The 18,047-nt window shown below is 62.0% G+C and carries 16 protein-coding genes; 12 read left to right on the top strand and 4 right to left on the bottom strand.

What is annotated here, in order from left to right:
* Positions 1-17: 17 nt before the first annotated feature.
* The 3 genes from HCT51_RS18255 to HCT51_RS18245 form a co-directional block, all read right to left on the bottom strand.
* Positions 18-167 carry a hypothetical protein gene (locus HCT51_RS18255; RefSeq protein ID WP_166879960.1) on the bottom strand — a complete coding sequence of 50 codons (150 nt, stop codon included), beginning with the start codon at positions 165-167 and terminating at the stop codon, positions 18-20.
* 28 nt (positions 168-195) lie between these two features.
* Positions 196-780, bottom strand: coding sequence for a hypothetical protein (locus tag HCT51_RS18250; protein WP_166879962.1), 585 nt, complete (start codon positions 778-780; stop codon positions 196-198).
* Between the two features lie 414 nt (positions 781-1,194).
* On the bottom strand, positions 1,195-3,849 hold the full coding sequence (locus tag HCT51_RS18245; RefSeq protein ID WP_166879964.1) for an AMP-binding protein: 2,655 nt from the start codon (positions 3,847-3,849) through the stop codon (positions 1,195-1,197).
* Positions 3,850-4,171: 322 nt separating this feature from the next.
* On the opposite strand from HCT51_RS18245, the gene HCT51_RS18240 reads away from it, so the two are divergent.
* On the top strand, positions 4,172-5,200 hold the full coding sequence (locus HCT51_RS18240; protein WP_224760580.1) for an NAD(P)H-quinone oxidoreductase: 1,029 nt from the start codon (positions 4,172-4,174) through the stop codon (positions 5,198-5,200).
* 130 nt (positions 5,201-5,330) lie between these two features.
* Positions 5,331-5,759, top strand: coding sequence for a nuclear transport factor 2 family protein (locus HCT51_RS18235; protein ID WP_166879966.1), 429 nt, complete (start codon positions 5,331-5,333; stop codon positions 5,757-5,759).
* On the opposite strand, the gene HCT51_RS18230 is transcribed toward HCT51_RS18235, so the two are convergent.
* A complete protein-coding gene (locus HCT51_RS18230) occupies positions 5,749-8,127 on the bottom strand; it encodes a helix-turn-helix transcriptional regulator (RefSeq protein WP_166879968.1) in 2,379 nt (792 codons plus the stop codon). The genes HCT51_RS18235 and HCT51_RS18230 overlap by 11 nt on opposite strands.
* 172 nt (positions 8,128-8,299) lie before the next feature.
* Here HCT51_RS18230 and HCT51_RS18225 point away from each other — a divergent pair, with 172 nt between their 5' ends.
* The 10 genes from HCT51_RS18225 to HCT51_RS18180 all read left to right on the top strand — a co-directional run bounded on the left by HCT51_RS18225 (position 8,300) and on the right by HCT51_RS18180 (position 17,988).
* Positions 8,300-9,508: an acyl-CoA dehydrogenase family protein gene (locus tag HCT51_RS18225; RefSeq protein WP_166879971.1), complete on the top strand. Its 1,209-nt coding sequence runs from the start codon at positions 8,300-8,302 to the stop codon at positions 9,506-9,508.
* A gap of 14 nt (positions 9,509-9,522) precedes the next feature.
* Entirely contained in the window at positions 9,523-10,752 is a 1,230-nt protein-coding gene (locus HCT51_RS18220; RefSeq protein WP_224760579.1) for a flavin reductase, read from the top strand.
* A 62-nt stretch (positions 10,753-10,814) separates the two neighbouring features.
* Positions 10,815-11,795 carry an ABC transporter substrate-binding protein gene (locus HCT51_RS18215; RefSeq protein ID WP_166879975.1) on the top strand — a complete coding sequence of 327 codons (981 nt, stop codon included), beginning with the start codon at positions 10,815-10,817 and terminating at the stop codon, positions 11,793-11,795.
* Positions 11,796-11,914: 119 nt separating this feature from the next.
* Positions 11,915-12,649, top strand: coding sequence for an ABC transporter permease (locus HCT51_RS18210; protein WP_166879977.1), 735 nt, complete (start codon positions 11,915-11,917; stop codon positions 12,647-12,649).
* The gene (locus HCT51_RS18205; RefSeq protein ID WP_166879989.1) at positions 12,646-13,434 is read left to right on the top strand and encodes an ABC transporter permease; all 789 of its coding nucleotides are present in this window, start codon (positions 12,646-12,648) and stop codon (positions 13,432-13,434) included. The genes HCT51_RS18210 and HCT51_RS18205 overlap by 4 nt, the downstream gene beginning before the upstream one ends.
* Before the next feature lie 62 nt (positions 13,435-13,496).
* Positions 13,497-14,243 carry an ABC transporter ATP-binding protein gene (locus HCT51_RS18200; RefSeq protein WP_166880190.1) on the top strand — a complete coding sequence of 249 codons (747 nt, stop codon included), beginning with the start codon at positions 13,497-13,499 and terminating at the stop codon, positions 14,241-14,243.
* Positions 14,244-14,278: 35 nt separating this feature from the next.
* A complete protein-coding gene (locus HCT51_RS18195) occupies positions 14,279-14,908 on the top strand; it encodes a malonic semialdehyde reductase (protein WP_166880193.1) in 630 nt (209 codons plus the stop codon).
* A 10-nt stretch (positions 14,909-14,918) separates the two neighbouring features.
* Positions 14,919-15,788: a VOC family protein gene (locus tag HCT51_RS18190; protein ID WP_166879991.1), complete on the top strand. Its 870-nt coding sequence runs from the start codon at positions 14,919-14,921 to the stop codon at positions 15,786-15,788.
* Between the two features lie 68 nt (positions 15,789-15,856).
* Positions 15,857-17,140, top strand: coding sequence for an MFS transporter (locus HCT51_RS18185; RefSeq protein WP_166879994.1), 1,284 nt, complete (start codon positions 15,857-15,859; stop codon positions 17,138-17,140).
* On the top strand, positions 17,137-17,988 hold the full coding sequence (locus HCT51_RS18180; protein WP_166879996.1) for a fumarylacetoacetate hydrolase family protein: 852 nt from the start codon (positions 17,137-17,139) through the stop codon (positions 17,986-17,988). The genes HCT51_RS18185 and HCT51_RS18180 overlap by 4 nt, the downstream gene beginning before the upstream one ends.
* Positions 17,989-18,047: the final 59 nt, after the last annotated feature.

Raw genomic sequence — 18,047 nt, 5'->3', positions numbered from 1 at the left:
TGCCGATCGGGCCTCGACTAGGGTGCCGGTTCCTCCTTGCGCGCCTGAGCCAGGGTGAGGGTTCGGTAGGACGGTTCGAGCGGATCGTTGCGCTCCACGACGACGCCGTGCCCGTCGGGTGCGTAGAAGTCTTCATCGAACGGGCGCAGGCCGAATCGGGACGTCATTTCGACCAGGTGATCGTGGGTGAATCGTTCAGGTATCCGTTTCGCGTCCGGGTTCCAGACGTTCCCGACGGGAAACGCGATCCGGTTCGATCCCTGCCCATTTCCGCGTGTTCATCGCCCGTACTCCGAGAGCGTGCCCGATCTCGGTGCCGTCGCTGTCGATCTCGAACATCCCGATTTTTCGTTCGCCATAGGCGCCGCGGTCTGTTGCGGGATCGTAGGTGTGAGGACTGTCGGTGACGTTCAGAGACTGGATGCCCGCCTGCAAGAACCACATGATCGGCGACGATGGGTCCATTCCCCGCGCGCGACAGTCGAAGTACGCGGTCCACTCGGGGTTACTTGTCGGCAGGAGCAGAATACGCGGGGGATTGCCAACTTCGAGTGGAAGCAGCTCCTCGAGGAGGGCGGTGAGCGATCGCCCCTTCACGGGACGTGCCCGTAAAGGACTTCCGTAGTGCTCGCGCACGAACGATCCGCGCACACCGTTGACCAGGGCGTCGACGGCTCGGTCCAGTTGGGCGTTCACGAACAAGACAGTAGAAGTCACCGGAATCCACGCGCCGCCTAGAAGCAAGCGGTCTTGGTGCGCCTCGGACGCGCGCGGACTCATGCTAGAAATCCTTGCATAACGTCTAGCCTTCGCATCTGCCAACGATTTTGAGAATGACCTGCGCCGTCACATCAATTCCGTTGTCGTTGTTAAGGATTCGCTGCCTGTGCGCGTCGCCTCGGCGGGTAGTGAATGGATCCCCGCAGATGGGGCGGTCGAACTCGATGTAGTACCGCTTCCCGTTCAGCGTGTACTGCAGGTCGGGCCCCCTAAGCTTTCGTCGAGCTCATACAGGGAGCAGATCCAGGCGTCCGGCGAGTACGGGCGACTGGGTTTCATTTGGGCGGCGCGTTTCTCAGGCACCTACTAGTCCAATCGGCCAAACGCCAACTTACGAAAAGTGTTCTTGCGATCGCCACTGGAGTCTCAGTTGGCTTGACAAAAGTCTCACCTAGCCTGGCGAACGACATCGGTTTACCCCGACACCGCAGCTTCGGCAGTCGCCCGACCCACGCTCGCGCGCTGACGGCGGGCGCACAGCGCGCCGAGCCAGCCGCCGATCAGCCGGTAGGCGTACCAGGCGGCGACGCCAACGATCAATGACAACACGGTCCCGAGCCACGGCGCGGTCGCTTCCCACGGTGGGTACACGACCCAATGGGTGAGATAGACGAAGAGGGATGCGCCCGCCAGCAGCCGCACGATCGGCATGAGCGGCCGCGGTATGCGCAATCGTGGCGCCCAGGTCAGCAGCAGCAGGCCCACGATCACCACCGCTTCCCGCCCCGGGTGGCCGAAGAACCCGATGGTCGCGGCGACCACCGCTGCTGACACCGCTGCCCGCTTCCAGGTCGTGTCGGCGCGGGCGATCACCCAGCCGAGTGCGAGGCACCAGAGCACCAGGACGGCGGTGTACCGCTCGACCCGATCGGCTTCGATCCCGGTCAGCGCGAGACGGGCGGTGAGTGTAGCGCCGAGGAGCACCACCGCGAAGGCCCATGGGTACCGCCTCTCAAGACGGTCAATGGGTCGCACCGCGAACAGCAGCGCGAGGCCGAGCATTGCCCAGACCGCGGCTTCCAGGAACCAGAACTGCCATTGCTCGTTCCACGCGCCGTCGCCGGGAACCAAGTTATTCACCAGCAGAGCCGTAGTCCAGGTGTAATTGCCACTGATCAGCGCGACCGCGCCGATCCACAGGATGGCGGGAACCGCAATCTGGAGAGCGCTTCGCACGAGTCGACGGACCCGGGTGGCGCCCGGGGCGTCAGCGAGTTGGAAACGCGCGAGGTTGTACCCGGCCACAGCCAACAGCAAGTGGGCGCCGCCTTTCGCACCGATCAGGTCGGCATGGGTGGCGACGATCAGCACGATCGCGATGGCGCGAAGTACGGCGGGCGTTTCTACGCGGGGGAAGTACGTTCGGCGGGAACGTGCTGGCTTCCGCCCACGCTTCGCGGGGTCGTCGACGGCAGCCGTGTCGACGGTGGCGTCAGCGGTCGCCGTCGCCGCCAGTGCCGTATCCGCCAGTTGGCGGGCAGACTGGGACGGCCAATCCCGCGGCAGCCGTCCGAGCAGGTCCTCGAGGCGCAGCGCTACCTCGACATAGCTCAACGAGTCGCCGCCGAGCCCGGCGAAGCTGTCGTCAAGCGTGGCGTCGGAGCAGCCGAGCAGTTCGACGAACAGGTCCCGGATGGCCGCCGCGGTCACCGAGTCGAGGGCCGCGACATCCGGTGCCACCGTGCGGGCATCGAGCAGCTTCGCGTACCGCACGAGCGCCACGAAGTCGGGTTTCCCGCTGGTGGTGCAGGGGAACTCGGCGATCGGGTAGGCGCGCACCGCGTGCGTCGGGATGCCGAGCAGCGCAGCGGCCCGGGTGCGCGCCGCGTCGACCTGCCGTTCGGCGCGCACGAACACGAGTAGCCGTTCCCCCGCACTGGCGGTGCGGGCCGCGATCCCTTCCTCGGCGAGCAACCGCTCGACCGCGTCCAGGTCGACCCGCAACCCGTACACCTTCACGAACCGGTTCATCCGGCCGACGACCTCGAACAGGCCGTCGCTGCGTTGCTTGGCGAGGTCGCCGGTGCGCAACTCGTGCACGGTGCGGCCGAGCGCGAAATCGGCAGGCGCCTCGGCGTAACCGAGCATGACGTTCGGGCCTTCGTAGACCAGCTCGCCGATCTCGGCACCTGGTTCCGCATCGATGCGCAGCCGGCCTCCGGGGATCGGCCGGCCAATGGCGCCAGCCGCCTGCTCGGCGAGCTCCGCCGGGACGTACGCCATGCGTGCGGTCGCCTCGGTCTGGCCGTACATGACGAAGAACTCGAATCCGCGGCGGTGGCCGAGCCGGGCGACGCGGCGCACGGCTTCCGGAGCGAGACGGCCACCAGCCTGGGTGAGGTACCGGATGCTGCTTGGCAGCCGGTCGATGAACCCACCGGCCTCGAGCAGTTCGAAGGTGTACGGGACACCGGCGAAGGAGGTGATCTGGATGGCGGCCGCGCCATCCCAGAATGCCGGGTCGGTCACTGACCGGCTGGTGAGCGCGACGCTGGCGCCGGCGATCAGGTGACTGTTGATCACCGACAGCCCGTAGCAGTAGTGCATGGGCAGTGTGGTCGCTGCCCGGTCTTTCGGAGTGAGCCGCAGATATTCGGCGATCGCGCGCGCGTTGCTCAGCAGGTTCTGCCGCGACAGCCGCACGAGTTTCGGTGACCCGGTCGAGCCCGAAGTGCTGACGAGCAATGCGAGGTCTGGGCTGAACTCGTGGGCGGTGCCGACGCGCACCTCGTGCAGGATCGGGCCGTTGCCAGCCCCGTCCGCGATGACGTCGGGGTCAAACCGTTCGGCCAGCGATGCTCGGTGACGCACCGAGGCTTCGTCCTCTCCCGGTGCGACCAACAGCACGGGGTGCCCGGCCTCGAGTGCGGCCAGGTAGGTGACCAGCGGCTCGACGGCGTTGGAGGCCTGGAGCATGACCAGTCGGCGGATGTCGCCGAGTTCGGCGCGCCGCTCGACGACTTTGCCGGCGAGTTCGGCGTAGGTCAGAGCGCCTGCCTCGGTGACGAGTGCGATGTTGTCGTCGGCACCACCGAGCAACGTCGGTGGTGCAGGCAGGGTCTTGAGCACGTCGAACGCTTCCGGGAGAGAGGTGAGCAGAGTGAGGGTAGCCTACCCTAAGCCTTGCAGTACTCAGTGAGCCGTGATGAGGAGGCAACGTGCAGTGCGTGTTGCGCTTCGACGGGGTTCCGTGGGCAGAGGGTTCGGCTTCGTGGTGGCGGGAACCCGCTAGCCGCATCCGGAGGTACGTGATGCCGCTATTATCGCCGGTCGGCATGTTACCTAGAAGGGGCGTACATGAAGCGCAGGGTCATCACTAAGCGTGATCGGATTTGACACGTGGTGGACTCCGGCGCGCCCTGGTGACAGCGCGCGGCGTGATTGCGCAATCATGCTGGATAGCATCCCCGCGCGCTGTCAAAGGAGAAGAGAACTGAAAGCAGTCATTTACACGAGGTTTGGCGGACCTGATGTACTTCGTTACGAAGATGTGCCAGATCCCGTCTGCGGCGCCGATGAAGTGCGGATCCAGGTCGCTAGCGCCGGAATCAACAGGAAGGACATCAACCAGCGGCGCGGCGTCTACGCAAACCACACCAGTGCGTTTGACCGGTTGGGACTGGAAGTTGCCGGAATCGTGGCTGAAGTCGGGTCGGAGGTCGATGGGTTCAGCGTCGGCGACGAAGTCATCGCATTACTTGATGGAGGCGGGTACGCCGAGCAGGTATGTGTTCCAGCAGGTCAGGTGACCCTCGCTCCCCACGGGATTCGGCTGGTGGACGCAGCAAGTTTGCCCGAAGCGGCAGCGACCGTCTACTTCATGCTGATGCGTCACGCTCAATTTGAAGCAGGACGAACGCTTCTTGTGCACGGGGGAGCTGGGGGTATCTCCAGTTTCGCAATTCAGGTTGCCCACCATGCGGGCATGCGGGTCATCGCCACCGCCGGGTCGCCTGCGAAGCTCGCGATCGCGGAGCGGCTTGGTGCCCACACGCTGATTGATTATCGGCAGCAGGACTTCGTTTCTGTCGTCGATGCCGTGAGCAGCGGCAGGGGTGCCGACCTTATCTTTGACACGGTTGGCGGGCCATACCTGAGCCGCAACATCGAAGCGCTGGCCATCGGCGGCCTAATCGCCGTGGTCGGTGTTCAGGGCGGTTCACAGGGTTCCGTCGACCTCCGACAACTGATGAGCCGGCAGGGAACAATCACATCGAGTGCATTGAAAGATCAGTCGGTACTCCAGAAGAAGACGATCATGAAGGCCGTCTCGGACGAGATCTGGCCGCTGGTTGCCTCAGGAAGAGTCAGCCCGTTACTTGACCCGCAACGCTTCGAGTTGGCAGACATTATCGATGCACATCGATATTTCGAGTCGGGAAGCCACGTCGGAAAAGTGCTGCTGACGGTTAGTGGCTAGGCGTCCCTCTGGTGCTCCCAACATCAGCAAGATCACAGAGTTCTGTGACGCGCGCCCTGATCACGCGCAGTTACTTTAGGCGGAACTCGTCTGCATACCTGCGGATCGCTTGACATGATCGGAGCCCGTCTTGTCCCACCTAGTTGCCATAAACGCTGAAACTCGCCTGGCCATTTCTGATCTCGTGGCGGAGGTGAATCGAAAGCTTGACACCAGCGCACCGCAGGATTTCGCGGCCCTGTTCACCGACGATGGATCTTTCAAGGCGGCAGGAAAGGAGCATCGCGGGAGAAGCGCGCTGCAAGAGTTCGCAGATGTTCGGACCGCGCAGGACAAGATTTCGCGCACTTTCCTTGGGTCTCATCACTTGCAGCGGGTGTCAGACGAGGAAATCCATGGGGTTCTTCCGTACATCTTGTTTATGGCGTCAACCGCAGGCCCGACGACGCCCGACGTCTTTGCTGTGGGCGAATACGTCGACGTATACCGCCTAGAGGACGGCCGCTGGAGGCTTGCCTCTCGCGAGTCGAAGCAAGTTTTCAGCCGCCCTAAGCCGTAGCTGGCTCTTTGGAGCGCGTCAGCAACTTCATGCGAAGCGCATACGCGGTTGCATCCGCACGACCCCGCGCCCCGATTTTCCGGTAAAGGTTCGTGATGTGCCTGCCGACCGTGTCGATACTGATGACCAGCTCGCTAGCGATTGCCCGGCTGGTCATGCCGTGTCCGATTAAGGCGAGAACCTCGGCCTCGCGGGCAGTGAGTCCGTCCGGTAGTGGATCGCCGGTCGTAGGCGGTAAGTGGCTCGACTGAGCGATCTCGGCGAGCACCTGTGGTACGCGATCGAGAACCACCCGCGGAGGCCAGATCGTTCCTTCGGTCACGACCATTCGCATCGCGAAAGAAACGCCGGCGGGTCGTTGTGTCCGTCGTGGTGACGCGAACTCCACCCAGTCGCGAAGGTCGAGTTGCTCGCGAATCGCATGGGCGCTTGCGGATGCCGCGGTCGATGCGGCCGTGGCACCAAGAAGCGTGAGCGAATCCGACAACTCCTCCAGGCACCAAACGGCTCTACCCTTCAACCCGAGGTTGACGGCGATATGGAGGCTGTCCAGGAATCTCCCTGCGGCTGTCCCAAACCGGCCAAGACCGATCTCACAGAGTCCGAGGAGGTTGAGGTACGAGGACTCTTGGAACTGGTCGCCGACTGATCGAATTTCGTGAAGCCCGCGTTCCAGCACCAAGCGGGCCTGCTCGTGTTCTCCGTCGTCAAGCAGGAGCTTGCCGAGATGCTGAAGTGGAAGGGTTGCAGCACCCGTGTCGCCGAGAGACTGCAAGGCGGCGGCGGAGGACTCCAGACAGGTTCGGGCGAATTCGCTCTGGCCTGGAACGTGAGCCGCGAAGGAACCTAATTGTGCCGTGGCCCGCGCCGTGGACCAATCGTCCCCCAAGTCGCGGAAAATATTGATCGCCTCTGTGACCGCCCTTTGGGCAGAATTCCAACCGTCTACTTCCAGGGCGGCGGTGGAGAACGCTAGAAGCGCCGTTGCGAGGCGCCTTCGATCTTCCATCTCCCGCCAGAGCGCCACCGCCTGGGCGAACTCGCGATAAGCGCTGGTATACGAGGAAGACCGGGCCCGAAGTGCTGCAAGAGCGCCAACAGCACGAGCCCGGGCGAGTGGATCGAGTTTCGCGTGGCCATTGATGATTTCCGCAAAGGCCAGTCCATCTTCAAGCGGGCCGCTGTGTATCCAGTATCGGCAGGTCAAATCCAGAAGTTCAGCTGCCTCGCTGAGACGAGATTGAGACTCCGCCTGGGAGAGGAAATGCACGATATTGGCGTACTCCGCGGCAAAGAGCCGCGCTGCAGCATCCCAAGCTGGGCCGCGCGACTCCGCCGCCGTTGCACATTGGTCAACGATGAACTGCTTTATTGCGTCCGAGGTTTCGGCAACTGGGCCGAGCGCCCGAAGTTCGAGGAAGTAGTCCGCGTGAAACGGCGGAAGAACGAATCGTGTCCCGTTGGACGAGGCCTCCGTCATGACGACGCCCGTCCGTACTAAGTCGGAAAGAATCGCGAGCGGATCTCGCCTACTCAGCCCTGTACTAGCGAATCCCACCGCCCGGAGTGCCGTTATGGAGCAACCCCCGGGGAAACGCGCGAGCACGGCCAGAACATTGATGTGTTCGGCAGCGAGTCCGTGCAGTCCTGCTTGGATGCTTGCCTTCAAGGATTCATTTCGAAGTGAAGACTCGCGGAAACCCACTCGGAGAAAGCGGAGTGGTTTGTCCAGCTCCTTCAGTATCGCGTCAACCGAGAACAGCTGGTACTGAAGTGCAGCGATGTGAATCGCAAGCGGGAGTCCGCCGAGTCGCCGACAGATGGCTGACACGGCCCCAAACGTTTCCCTGTTGAGCGTGAGTGTTGGTGAGATGGCGTTTGCTCGGTCCAGGAACATCACTGCGGCCGGGGCTAGAGCTAACCATTCATCGTCCGGAATACCGTCGGACGAGAGGCTGGGGGTGGGTAGAGGACGAACGACGACCAAGCGTTCGCGGGGGACTCCGAGGGCGCCTCGTGCCGTGGCGACCACTCTCAGCGTGGGGTGGTTGTCCATGAGTTGGGAGACCAACTCCGCAGCACTTGGCTCGGTGGCCGGAGACGTGTCGAGGAAGATCACGGGGGAGTCTTCGCGGCCTGACCAGCCACCCACGAATTCTGCGACGGCGGCGGGGATGGCGATGCCGCCGTCGTCGTCAAGGTCGAACCAACCCTTTCCCTGAGAACGGACGTGATCAGAGACCAGGCGAGCGAGCTGGGTCTTGCCAACGCCCGCGGATCCGATAAGCGTTACCAGACGGGATCCTTCGCCGAGGGCTTGTAGAACGTTGGCGCTTTCCTCTGCGCGGCCACGGATCGGCCAGTCCATGACGGTCCTCCTTACAGCTCGCGAGACGACGCAGTCACCGCGATACGTACCAACCTTCCCATGGCGCGATGACCCCGTTCTCCAGTGGCGGGAAAGATCCCCAGTTCCAGTGATGCCCGTCACCGACGCACTTCTGCAACATGAATCAACACATCTGATCTAGGGAGCCCTGATGAAAACGGTCACTCTGCCGATAACCTCCGAATGGCCATCTGGCCGCGAAGAGCGCAGGTCGTTCGCGCTCGCTCAAGTTGACGCAATCCGGGGTCGACTTGAGGCTGGGGTGCAAGAGGCCCAAACCGCAGGCAGACTCAGCGATGACAGTGTCGCCGCGTTGCGGGAAGCGGGCATCCTCGGAATCATGACGCCCGACGACCTCGGCGGGAATGAAGTCGACCCCGTAACCGCATTCGAGATCATTGAGGCCGTCGGCCGCATCGATCCGAGCACGGCATGGACCGCCACGATCCTTCTGGAGGGGGCAGGTCAACTCGCCACTCAGCTCACTGCCGAGCAGGCTGACAGTGTCTTTTCGACCGGCCTGCCCCTGAAGGCCGGCTCGCTTCGGCCCGGACACGCCGAAAAGGTGGACGGTGGCTACCGCGTAAGCGGCCAGTGGGACTTTGTAAGCGGTGTCCATCACGCGGATTTCGTGTCCGCTTCCTTCCTCGTGGACGGCCAAGATGGGAAGACTGAGCGCCGAATGGCCCTCATCCCAGTCACCCAGGTGCAGGTTCTAGACACGTGGCACGTGCTCGGGATGAAAGGAACCGGCTCGACAACGTTCAAGGTGGATTCGGTCTTTGTGCCCGAAGAGATGGTGTTCAACCCGATGGGAGCGCCGAAGCGCACTGACACGCCTCTCGCCAAGCTGACGATGGTGCCATACGTGTTGCAGATGCATCCCGGAATGGTCCTCGGCGCTGCTCGACGCGCCCTAGACGAGATCACCCGGATGGCGCCGAATAAGCGCCGCGGTAGTCGAATCAACACCGCCGCGTCGAAGAGTCTCGCCGAGTCCTCTTGGTTCCAGCGGGAACTGGGACAGCTAGATGCCCGAGTCCGTGCCGCCCGCGCCCTCGCGATCGATGCCAACGAGCGCGCCTACGCGCGCATAGAATCTGGAAACGCTGTCGATCTGGAACTCCAGGACTACATGCAGACCGCTGCCGCTCATGCCGCAGAGACGGCGCATCATGTCATCACGCGCGCTTTCCGCCACGCAGGCGCCGAAGCGATTGAGGAGAGTGGGGTACTGCCCCGACTTCTACGTGACATCAACACGGTCCTTGCCCATGGGGTGCTGGGCGAAATTGGGTTCGAATTGCACGGCGAGTTCATTCTCGGCCTGCAAACCGCCGAGAACCGGCGAATGGTCTAGGTGGGAACTCGCTTATGAACACGGAACAGGGGCGGCTACCGTCTGCCCCAGAATCTACTCAGGTCGTTGAGTCCCAGTACTTTCGACGCGTCCTCGGCCATTACCCCACGGGCGTGTGCATTGTCACATCGATGGACCCGGAGTTCGGCCCCATAGGAATGACGGTTGGTTCCTTCGCATCGGTTTCCCTTAGCCCGGCTTTGGTGTCATTCATGCCAACCCGCGACTCAGCAACGTTTGAGCAGATCCGAGCATCAGGAAAGTTCTGCGTGAACGTGCTGTCCTATCAGCAGGAAGACGTCTGCCGGCTATTCGCCGAACGGCGGCGTCCCGACAAGTTCGCGAACCTCGGCTGGCATCATTCACCCTCGGGAAGCCCCGTCATCGACGGGTCCGTTGCATGGATCGACTGCGAGCTTGATGACGTGCACGTCGCTGGCGACCACTTGATCGTCGTGGGTGCCGTCGTGGATCTGCACACCACTGAGGAGGCCGGTCCCCCGTTGCTGTTCTTTCAGGGCGGCTACGGCCGGTTTAGCACACTGACGTTGACCGCACGCGCAGATCGAGACCTGTCCGATAACCTGATCCTTGCTGATGCAGCCCGTCCCTACATCGAGCGCCTTTCCGCTCGCTTCGGGGTCGAATGCCATGCAACAGGCGTGATCGGCGGCGACCTGATTCAGCTCGCCTACTCGGGACCCTCGGGGGGTTCAGGCGACACCACCAAAGTCGGATTGAGGCTGCCGTTTCTTCCTCCCATGGGTGCCCTTTTCGTCGCGTGGGAAGCACCGTCTGCGATCGCGGACTGGAAGAAGCGCTTGGGATCCGAGCTCGCTGAGGATTCGGCGCTGGCGCTTGAGCGGATGCTGGAAGGTGTCCGAGAACGTGGATGGATTGCTCCCCCTGCGGACTCCCGGTTGGTGGCAGTTGAGGACGTTGTCACTGAGATGGCGCGGGAGGGTGAAGACGATGCTCGGCACGGGCAGCTCAGAACCCTCCTCCAAGACATTGCTCAAAGGCCGATCGAATACGGAAAGCTGCCGTACGGGCCCATGCATTCCATATCGGCGCCGGTGTTCGACCGTGACGGTCGCGTCGTCCTCATGCTCACGTTGAACTCGATCGACCACGCGGACGCGTCGCTCCGGCGGGACCTCCTCGCAGAGCTGCTTGACGCCGCGGACGAAATAACGCGCTCGATAAGCGGTGTCTCTTCCATCTCGCTCGCTTCACAAATCTGATTGATCCGCACTCCGATCCCGCTCCATCCCCACGCCCAACGAGAACAGTAAGGACCAGTTCAATGAAGAATGTTCCCAAGCTAGTCAGCATCGGCCTCTTGACCGTCGGCCTCGCGGCGGTGACAGGCTGCGCTACGTCACCCTCAGCCGAGCCGGCTCAAGCGCAGTCGGAAGTTACCAAAGTCGCCGTCATCGTTTCGTCCCTCGTGGACACATCGCCGGTGTATATCGCCCAAGAACAAGGCCTTTTCGAAGAGCGTGGACTAGAGGTAACGATCAACGTCGCGCCTACTCCTGGCGCCCGCATCCCTGCACTGGTGTCCGGAGCGGCCCAGTTCGGGCTCGTCGGCACTGCAGACGTGTTGCAGGCGTTCTCGGCCGGCGTTGACATCCGCGCAGTGGGAACCACGACCGTGACGACGGACGATGAACAAGAGGACACGGGCAAGGTCTACGTCCCCGCCGACAGTGGCGTCAAGAAGCCCGCGGACCTGATCGGCCGAACCATCGCGGTGGGAGGACTTGGCGGCGGTGGCGAACTGTCCCTCCGCGCCGCGCTTGATATGGCGGGCGCAGACAGTCAGCAAGTCAAATTTCTGGAAGTGCCGTTCGACAGCATGTTGAACGCACTTGAAACGGGCCAGGTGGACGCCATCAGCTCTGTCGCGCCATTCACCGGCGCAGCCGAGGCTTCAGGTGCCCGATTCCTCATGTCCCCCGGGGCTATCGCCCTGCCCGGCGCGGCCCAGCAGCTCGTCGTCACGACCGGAAAGTTCATCTCCGAGAACCAGGACGCTGTTAAAAAGTTCCGGGACGCGGTGGCAGAAGCGACTGAATTCGCTGCCAAGAATCCAGATGCGGTGCGAAAGATCCTCCCTACGTTCAGCAAGACGCCCAAGGAGCTCGCAGACACGATGCAGCTGCCGGTGTTCGACCCCAACCTCACGCCGGAGATCGTAAAGACGTGGTCTGATCTGATGTTCGAATACAAGTTCATCGACACCGAACTTGATGTGGCAACCCTGGTAGAAGAGGCGTTGTAGACATGGCGACCACCGTGAGCACACCTCTGACGCCCAGTGAACCTCGGCCGGTTCGAACGCGCGCGTCCAAGCCCGCATCAGGCCGCCGCTTCCGGGTGAGATGGTCGAGTGTCCTCGCGGTGGTCGTCGCCCTCGTCGCTTGGGAGCTGGGAAGTGTCTTAGGAGCGCTCCCAGCCAGCGTATTCCCGTCGATGTCGGAGACAGGGGGCCGACTGTTCGGGCTCTTCGTCGACCCTGAGTTTTGGAACTCGTTCCGCGAGACACTGATCAGCTGGATCATCGGTGTGGTTGCAGCCGCCGTCCTCGGGTTGCCGGTCGGCATCCTTCTCGGAAGAGTCGCGTTCCTCTACAAATCCTCCCGCCTCCTAATCGACTTTTTGCGAACTATTCCGTCCGTCGCAGTGATCCCCCTGCTCACCCTGATTCTCGGCGCCACGATGGAAATGAAGGTCGTCCTCGTAATCTATGGGGCCTTCTGGCCCATCGCCCTGCAAACCATCTATGGGGTGCGTGATGTCGACAAGGTGCTCATGGACACCGTTCGCAGCTATGGCATCCCAAGGCTGCGATCCGCGCTGGCCGTTCTCCTGCCGGCAGCACTCCCGTACCTCGTCACCGGGCTGAGAATCTCGGTCGTCGTGGGCCTACTTCTTGCAATCTCCGGGGAGATCCTCGGGTCCGCTCCAGGAATCGGACTCGACATGGCCCTCGCTCAGACGGGAGGTGACGTGAGCCTCACATATGCGTACATCGTCTTCATCGGCCTGCTGGGCGTCACCGTCGATCTGCTCCTAAACGTCATGTCACGAAAGGTGCTGTTCTGGCACGCCTCAGTTCGGGAGGAGAAAGAGTGAAACGCGCAATGAGCCGACCCCAAACGCTCCTGATTGAAATCTGGTTGCCAATTCTTCTGTTCACTGTCTGGTGGTTCGCAAGTGCGGGAAGCACATCCATATACTTTCCGCCTTTGGAACGGATCATTGGTGGCCTCGGAGACCTTCTCACAACCCGCTTCGCGTCCGACATCGTACCGAGCTTGCGGAACTTCGGTCAGGGCCTTGCGATCGCCGTGGTGCTCGGCCTCCTCATCGGCACGGTCCTTGGGATGGTTCCAAGGCTCTACCGCGCGCTGCAGCCGCTCTTGGAGTTCATGCGAGCGATCCCAGGCGTCGCAATCCTGCCAATCGCGCTCTTCATGTTCGGTATCGGTCCCTCAATGAAAGTCGCTGTCATTGCGTTCGGCGCGTTCTGGCCAATCCTCCTCAACACCATCGACGGGGTGCGGAGTGTTGACGGGCTCGTCAGGGAGGTCTCGCGCAGCTACAGAATCCGCCTGGTCGACTACATCTGGCGGGTCGTTCTCCCGGCTGCGTCACCGCAGATCATCTCCGGCCTTCGCATCAGCGTCTCCCTCGGAGTGATCCTGATCGTCGCCAGCGAGTACATCGCCTCTACGGAGGGGATCGGTTATATCGAATTGCAATCCGCCCGAATGTTTCAGATGGACGTGATGTGGGCTGCGTTACTGCTCTTGGGAGTCCTTGGGTATGTCGCGAACGTCCTCTTCCGGCTAATTGAACATGTGGTACTTCGCTGGCACCGAGGTGCGCGAGGAAACGTACTAGGAGGAAACTCGTGACTGAAATTACCTACGCTCAGAGGCGGACTACGAAGCCGGCTCTGGCAGTTCGAGAACTTTCAATGACATATGGGTTTGGCTTGGATTCCCGCCAGATCCTTGGAGGCGTGAGCTTCGACGCTTTCGACGATGAGACTGTTTGTATTGTTGGGCCATCGGGGGCGGGAAAGACGACTCTCCTTCGCTGCCTATCCGGGCTTCTCGCACCGACCTCCGGCACAGTCCACCTTCGCGACGAGCAAGTCATAGCACCGCCAAAACGGCTAGCGGTGGTCTTCCAGGACTACAGTCGATCCTTGCTGCCTTGGATGACGGTCATGTCCAACGTCGAACTCCCCCTGCGGGGCCGTGAAGGTTTCAGCCGAGCCCAACGTCGAGAAAAGGCCGCGGCTGCGCTCGCAAGCGTTGGACTCGAATCCAGTGGACGCCTCTACCCGTGGCAGTTGTCGGGGGGCATGCAGCAGCGAGTCGCCATCGCGCGCGCGCTCGCGTACGAGCCCGAAGTGCTCGTCATGGACGAACCCTTCGCGTCGGTGGACGCCCAAACTCGCGCTGACCTCGAAGACTTGACCCACCGAATCAAGGAACGCTACCGAATGACGATCCTCCTCGTGACTCACGACATCGAGGAATCGGTCTATCTCGCTGATCGAGTAGTAGTTCTCTCGGGGACCCCTACGAACGTGGCCGAGGTTGTCACCGTGGACTTGCCTTACCCGAGGGACCAGATCGGAACGAAATCCACCCGAGAGTTCGCGGAGCTTCGTGCCCATGTGCTCGGCCTGATTCGGAAGCCTGTGGGGCAGTGACTACTGGCACGACCACTGTGTCCAATGTCGAGGCGATGTTCCAAGCGCGAACTGTTCGGGCCTTCGTTGATGCGGAAGTTACTTACGAGCAACTCGCCCGCGTGCATGAGCTCGCCAGGTTCGGTCCGACAGCGTTCAACTCGCAACCGATGCGACTCACACTGATACCCGCCGGTCGACCCCGAGAACGACTGGCGAATCATATGAGCGCCGGTAACCGTCCCAGAGTCCAAGCAGCACCGATGACGGTGCTGCTGTCCGTGGACACTGCGTGGCACGAGCAACTCGGCGAACTCTTCCCGCATGCACCGGCCACCCGAGATCGGTTCATCCGAGACGCCAAGGCCCGCTGGCAGACCGGCTTAGAGAACGCCCACCTCCAAGCTGGCTATTTGATCCTCGCTGCCCGGGCGACCGGACTCTCGGTGGGGCCCATGAGCGGGTTCGACCGGACCGGCGTTGACAAGGAGTTCTTCAACGGGCGCGAGCGTGCCAGCTTCCTTGTGCTGAACTTCGGCTATCCGGGTGCAGCAGCGTGGAAGCATCCACGGTTGCCCCGCCTTAGCACGCACGAGGTGCTTGACGTCGCTTCATGTGACGGGCCCTCAGCCGGCAAGGAAACGCACGCCGCCGTCCACATGACCGCAACCGGAACAGTTCAATGAGAGGAAACCTATGTCCTGGGGACTCATAAGCGAAATGGGATACGTCGGCCTCCAAACCACGAATCTCGCCGACTCTGTGTTTGATGCGACTCAGATCCTTGGTCTTCGTGAGACGGACCGCGACGCCAACGCCGTGTATCTGTCGGCGGGCGAGGCACACCATGAGCTCGTATATGTGGAATCCGATGTTAATGGCGTCGATGGGTTTGGTCTTGTCGCCTCTGACGGTGACGCTCTCCGACAAATCCGTTCCCGCGTACAGGACGAAGGCTTCAGGATCGTCAACTCAAAACCTCGCCTGGACGGGATCGAAGATGGATTCGCCTTTGTCGGACCAGAGGGCTTCCTCTTCGAGATTTACATCGGCATGCAGAAAGCAGGCCGCGTTGAGAGAACCTTTGGGCCGGACCGCTACGGGCACATCAACTTCCATCCGCGAGATGTCACCGGCATGATGAAGTTCCTCCATCGGGTCTTGGATTTCCGGCTTTCGGACACGATAGGTGACGACTATGCCTACTTCATGAGATGTAATCCCGACCATCACGGCATCGCCCTCATACGGGGCGAGGGGACTCTGCACCACCATGCCTGGCAGACACAGAGCATCGCGGATTTGAGCAAGCTTGGCGATCGCCTCAACGCTGTTGGGCGCGAGTTGATCTGGGGACCGGTACGCCACGGAGCCGGCCACAATATCGCCGCCTACTTCGTCGAGACGACCGGCGCCGTTGTCGAGCTGTACACCGACCTTGAACAGATCTATGACGATTCCCGATCGCCAGTCGTATGGAGCGAGGGCGACAACTGGTGGAACATGTGGAGCTCCTATCGTCCAACCGAATTTCGCAAATACGGCATAACGCCTGTGGTTCGGTGACCATGCGCGCGCGAATGCGTCAGACCGCCCCTGCGCGGTACGCGACGAACCGGCGAACGGCGAACTGAATGGTAGTGGACACGGGTCAACAAGCCCGCCTGCACGGAGTCCGGCTGCTCCTAGCGCTTGTCGCCGCAATTGTCCTCGGGCTCAACCTCCGACCTGCGATTACATCTGTTGCTGCGCTCCTCGATGAAATCGCCGTCAACCAGGGTCTCAGCCCCGTTGACCTCATTCTCCTTTCCGCACTGCCCGTCGCCGCGTTCGGCATCGCCGCTCCAGTCATTCCGCCGCTGGCAGAACGATTTGGGATCGAGAGGTCCCTACTAGTGGCCATGGTCGCACTTGCGGCGTCGCTCTGGCTCAGGGCCGCGTCGCCCCCGCTCCTGCTGCCGGGGACGTTCCTAGCCGGCATTGCCATCATGTGCGGCAGCGTGCTCCTTCCGCCGTATATCAAGGCCTTGCAAGTCTCCAAAGTATGGGTCGGAGTGATGACAGCGACGTTCGGAGTTGGTGCTGCACTCGGCGCAGCACTCTCGCGGCCCCTCTATTCGTTATCGGGCGACGTCAATTGGACACTCGGCGCTTGGGCGGTACTCGCGTTGCTTGCAGCGGCTGCCCTCGTCCTGCCGACGGCTGAGAGCCGTCGCACGCGCCCGATCAGGTCCGCCAATTTCCGGCACCTGAAGACGACGTTCGACAGCAAGACAACGGCCGCACTTGTCGCTGGGGTTTTCGCGCTCCAGGCGATGCTCTTCTTTTCGATGACTGCTTGGCTTCCCGCAATGCTTGTGGCCCGGGGGGTAGCGCCATCAGGCGCCGCTGGCCTACTTGCCCTCTTCAGCGCCATCGGTTTAATACCGAACCTGATCTTGCCGGTCGTAGCGAAATGGCGCACCACTTTTCGAACAGTGGCGGCTGTCACTGGTATCTCGATCGCTTTGGGCCTCATGTTCCTCGCGTACGGTCCGCCGGAGTCGGCAGTGTGGGCCGCGCTCTGGCTCGGATTCTTCCACGCAGCCGCCTTCGGCTTCGCCATGGTGCTTCTCGTGGACAAGGCCGCCGATGTTGCCACGTCGCGGAAGCTATCAGCACTGAGCCAGGGTGCCGGCTACCTCCTCGGCGCAGCTGCGTCGGCACTAATCGGTGCAATTTTCGCCGCAACGGGGAGCTGGACTGGATCCATTTGGGTGCTGGCGGCGATAGCGGTGGCATTCGCGGCGGTGACTTCGGTGGCGCTGGCTCGGCCGACACTGACGGGAATCACGAATGCGGGGCCCAGCTCGCCAGCAGCCGATCTCGGTTCGGAAACCCGCAGAGTACTCAATCAACGAGAGATGGAGAACAAATGAAGTTCGCAAGCTACAGCGCAGAGAATGGCGCAGCCACCTGGGGCGTGGTCGATAGGGGAACGGTTTTTGACCTCGGCCCAACTGGACTAAACGTCGCACCAAGTCTCCGCACCGCAATCGCGCAAGACGCACTTTCGGGGTTCGGGGGTGCCCTCGAAGCGGCACCCAGCCAAGCGGAGGACAGCGTCGAGTTTTTGCCCGTGATTCCTGACCCGGGCAAGATCATCTGCGTCGGCGTCAACTATCGCAGCCATCAGGAGGAAACCGGCAAGACTGGACAGAAGGCACCAACCATCTTCACGCGCTTCGCTGATTCTCAGATGGGCCATCGCCAGCCAGCCCAGATGCCGCGCGTGACTGATCAATTCGACTATGAAGGTGAACTTGCCGTCATCATCGGAAAGGAAGCCTTCCGCGTAGCCGAAAAGGACGCGTTCGACTATGTCGCCGGCTACAGCATCTACAACGATTTCAGCGTACGCGACTGGCAGCGAGCGGCATCCCAATGGATACCCGGCAAGAACTTCCCCGGTACGGGTGGCTTCGGTCCCTACTTCGTCCGTGCAACCGATGTCGACGACCTAGACAGCCTCACGCTCGAAACGAGAGTGAACGGTCAGATTCGACAATCAGCTTCCATCAAGGACCTCGATTTCTCGATCCCCCAGCTGATTGCGTACATCACGACATTCACCAGGCTCGCGCCGGGCGACGTGATCGTCACCGGAACGCCCGGCGGCGTTGGCCTGTTCATGTCCCCTCAGGGCTTGCTGGCGGAAGGCGACCTGGTCGAGGTCGAGATCACGGGAATGGGCGTTCTCAGGAACGAGGTGGCACCCGAGGCGTAACGCAGCCTCGCGCAGACAGCAAGCACTGGCTTCTCGAACGCGGGCCCCAGGGGCCCGCG

It is taken from the genome of Salinibacterium sp. ZJ450 (genome assembly GCF_011751885.2).
Lineage (GTDB): Bacteria > Actinomycetota > Actinomycetes > Actinomycetales > Microbacteriaceae > Ruicaihuangia.
Note: the sequence above shows the minus strand (reverse complement) of the source record. Positions and strands in the feature narration are given on the sequence as shown.

Bases quoted from the DNA above. Each gene is read 5' to 3' on its own strand.
- HCT51_RS18215 (WP_166879975.1), top strand. From the start codon at position 10,815: ATGAAGAATGTTCCCAAGCTAGTCAGCATCGGCCTCTTGACCGTCGGC.
- HCT51_RS18195 (WP_166880193.1), top strand. From the start codon at position 14,279: ATGTTCCAAGCGCGAACTGTTCGGGCCTTCGTTGATGCGGAAGTTACT.
- HCT51_RS18255 (WP_166879960.1), bottom strand. From the start codon at position 167: ATGACGTCCCGATTCGGCCTGCGCCCGTTCGATGAAGACTTCTACGCA.
- HCT51_RS18230 (WP_166879968.1), bottom strand. From the start codon at position 8,127: ATGGACTGGCCGATCCGTGGCCGCGCAGAGGAAAGCGCCAACGTTCTA.
- HCT51_RS18220 (WP_224760579.1), top strand. From the start codon at position 9,523: ATGAACACGGAACAGGGGCGGCTACCGTCTGCCCCAGAATCTACTCAG.
- HCT51_RS18240 (WP_224760580.1), top strand. From the start codon at position 4,172: ATGCTGGATAGCATCCCCGCGCGCTGTCAAAGGAGAAGAGAACTGAAA.
- HCT51_RS18190 (WP_166879991.1), top strand. From the start codon at position 14,919: ATGTCCTGGGGACTCATAAGCGAAATGGGATACGTCGGCCTCCAAACC.
- HCT51_RS18180 (WP_166879996.1), top strand. From the start codon at position 17,137: ATGAAGTTCGCAAGCTACAGCGCAGAGAATGGCGCAGCCACCTGGGGC.
- HCT51_RS18225 (WP_166879971.1), top strand. From the start codon at position 8,300: ATGAAAACGGTCACTCTGCCGATAACCTCCGAATGGCCATCTGGCCGC.
- HCT51_RS18250 (WP_166879962.1), bottom strand. From the start codon at position 780: ATGAGTCCGCGCGCGTCCGAGGCGCACCAAGACCGCTTGCTTCTAGGC.
- HCT51_RS18185 (WP_166879994.1), top strand. From the start codon at position 15,857: ATGGTAGTGGACACGGGTCAACAAGCCCGCCTGCACGGAGTCCGGCTG.
- HCT51_RS18200 (WP_166880190.1), top strand. From the start codon at position 13,497: ATGACATATGGGTTTGGCTTGGATTCCCGCCAGATCCTTGGAGGCGTG.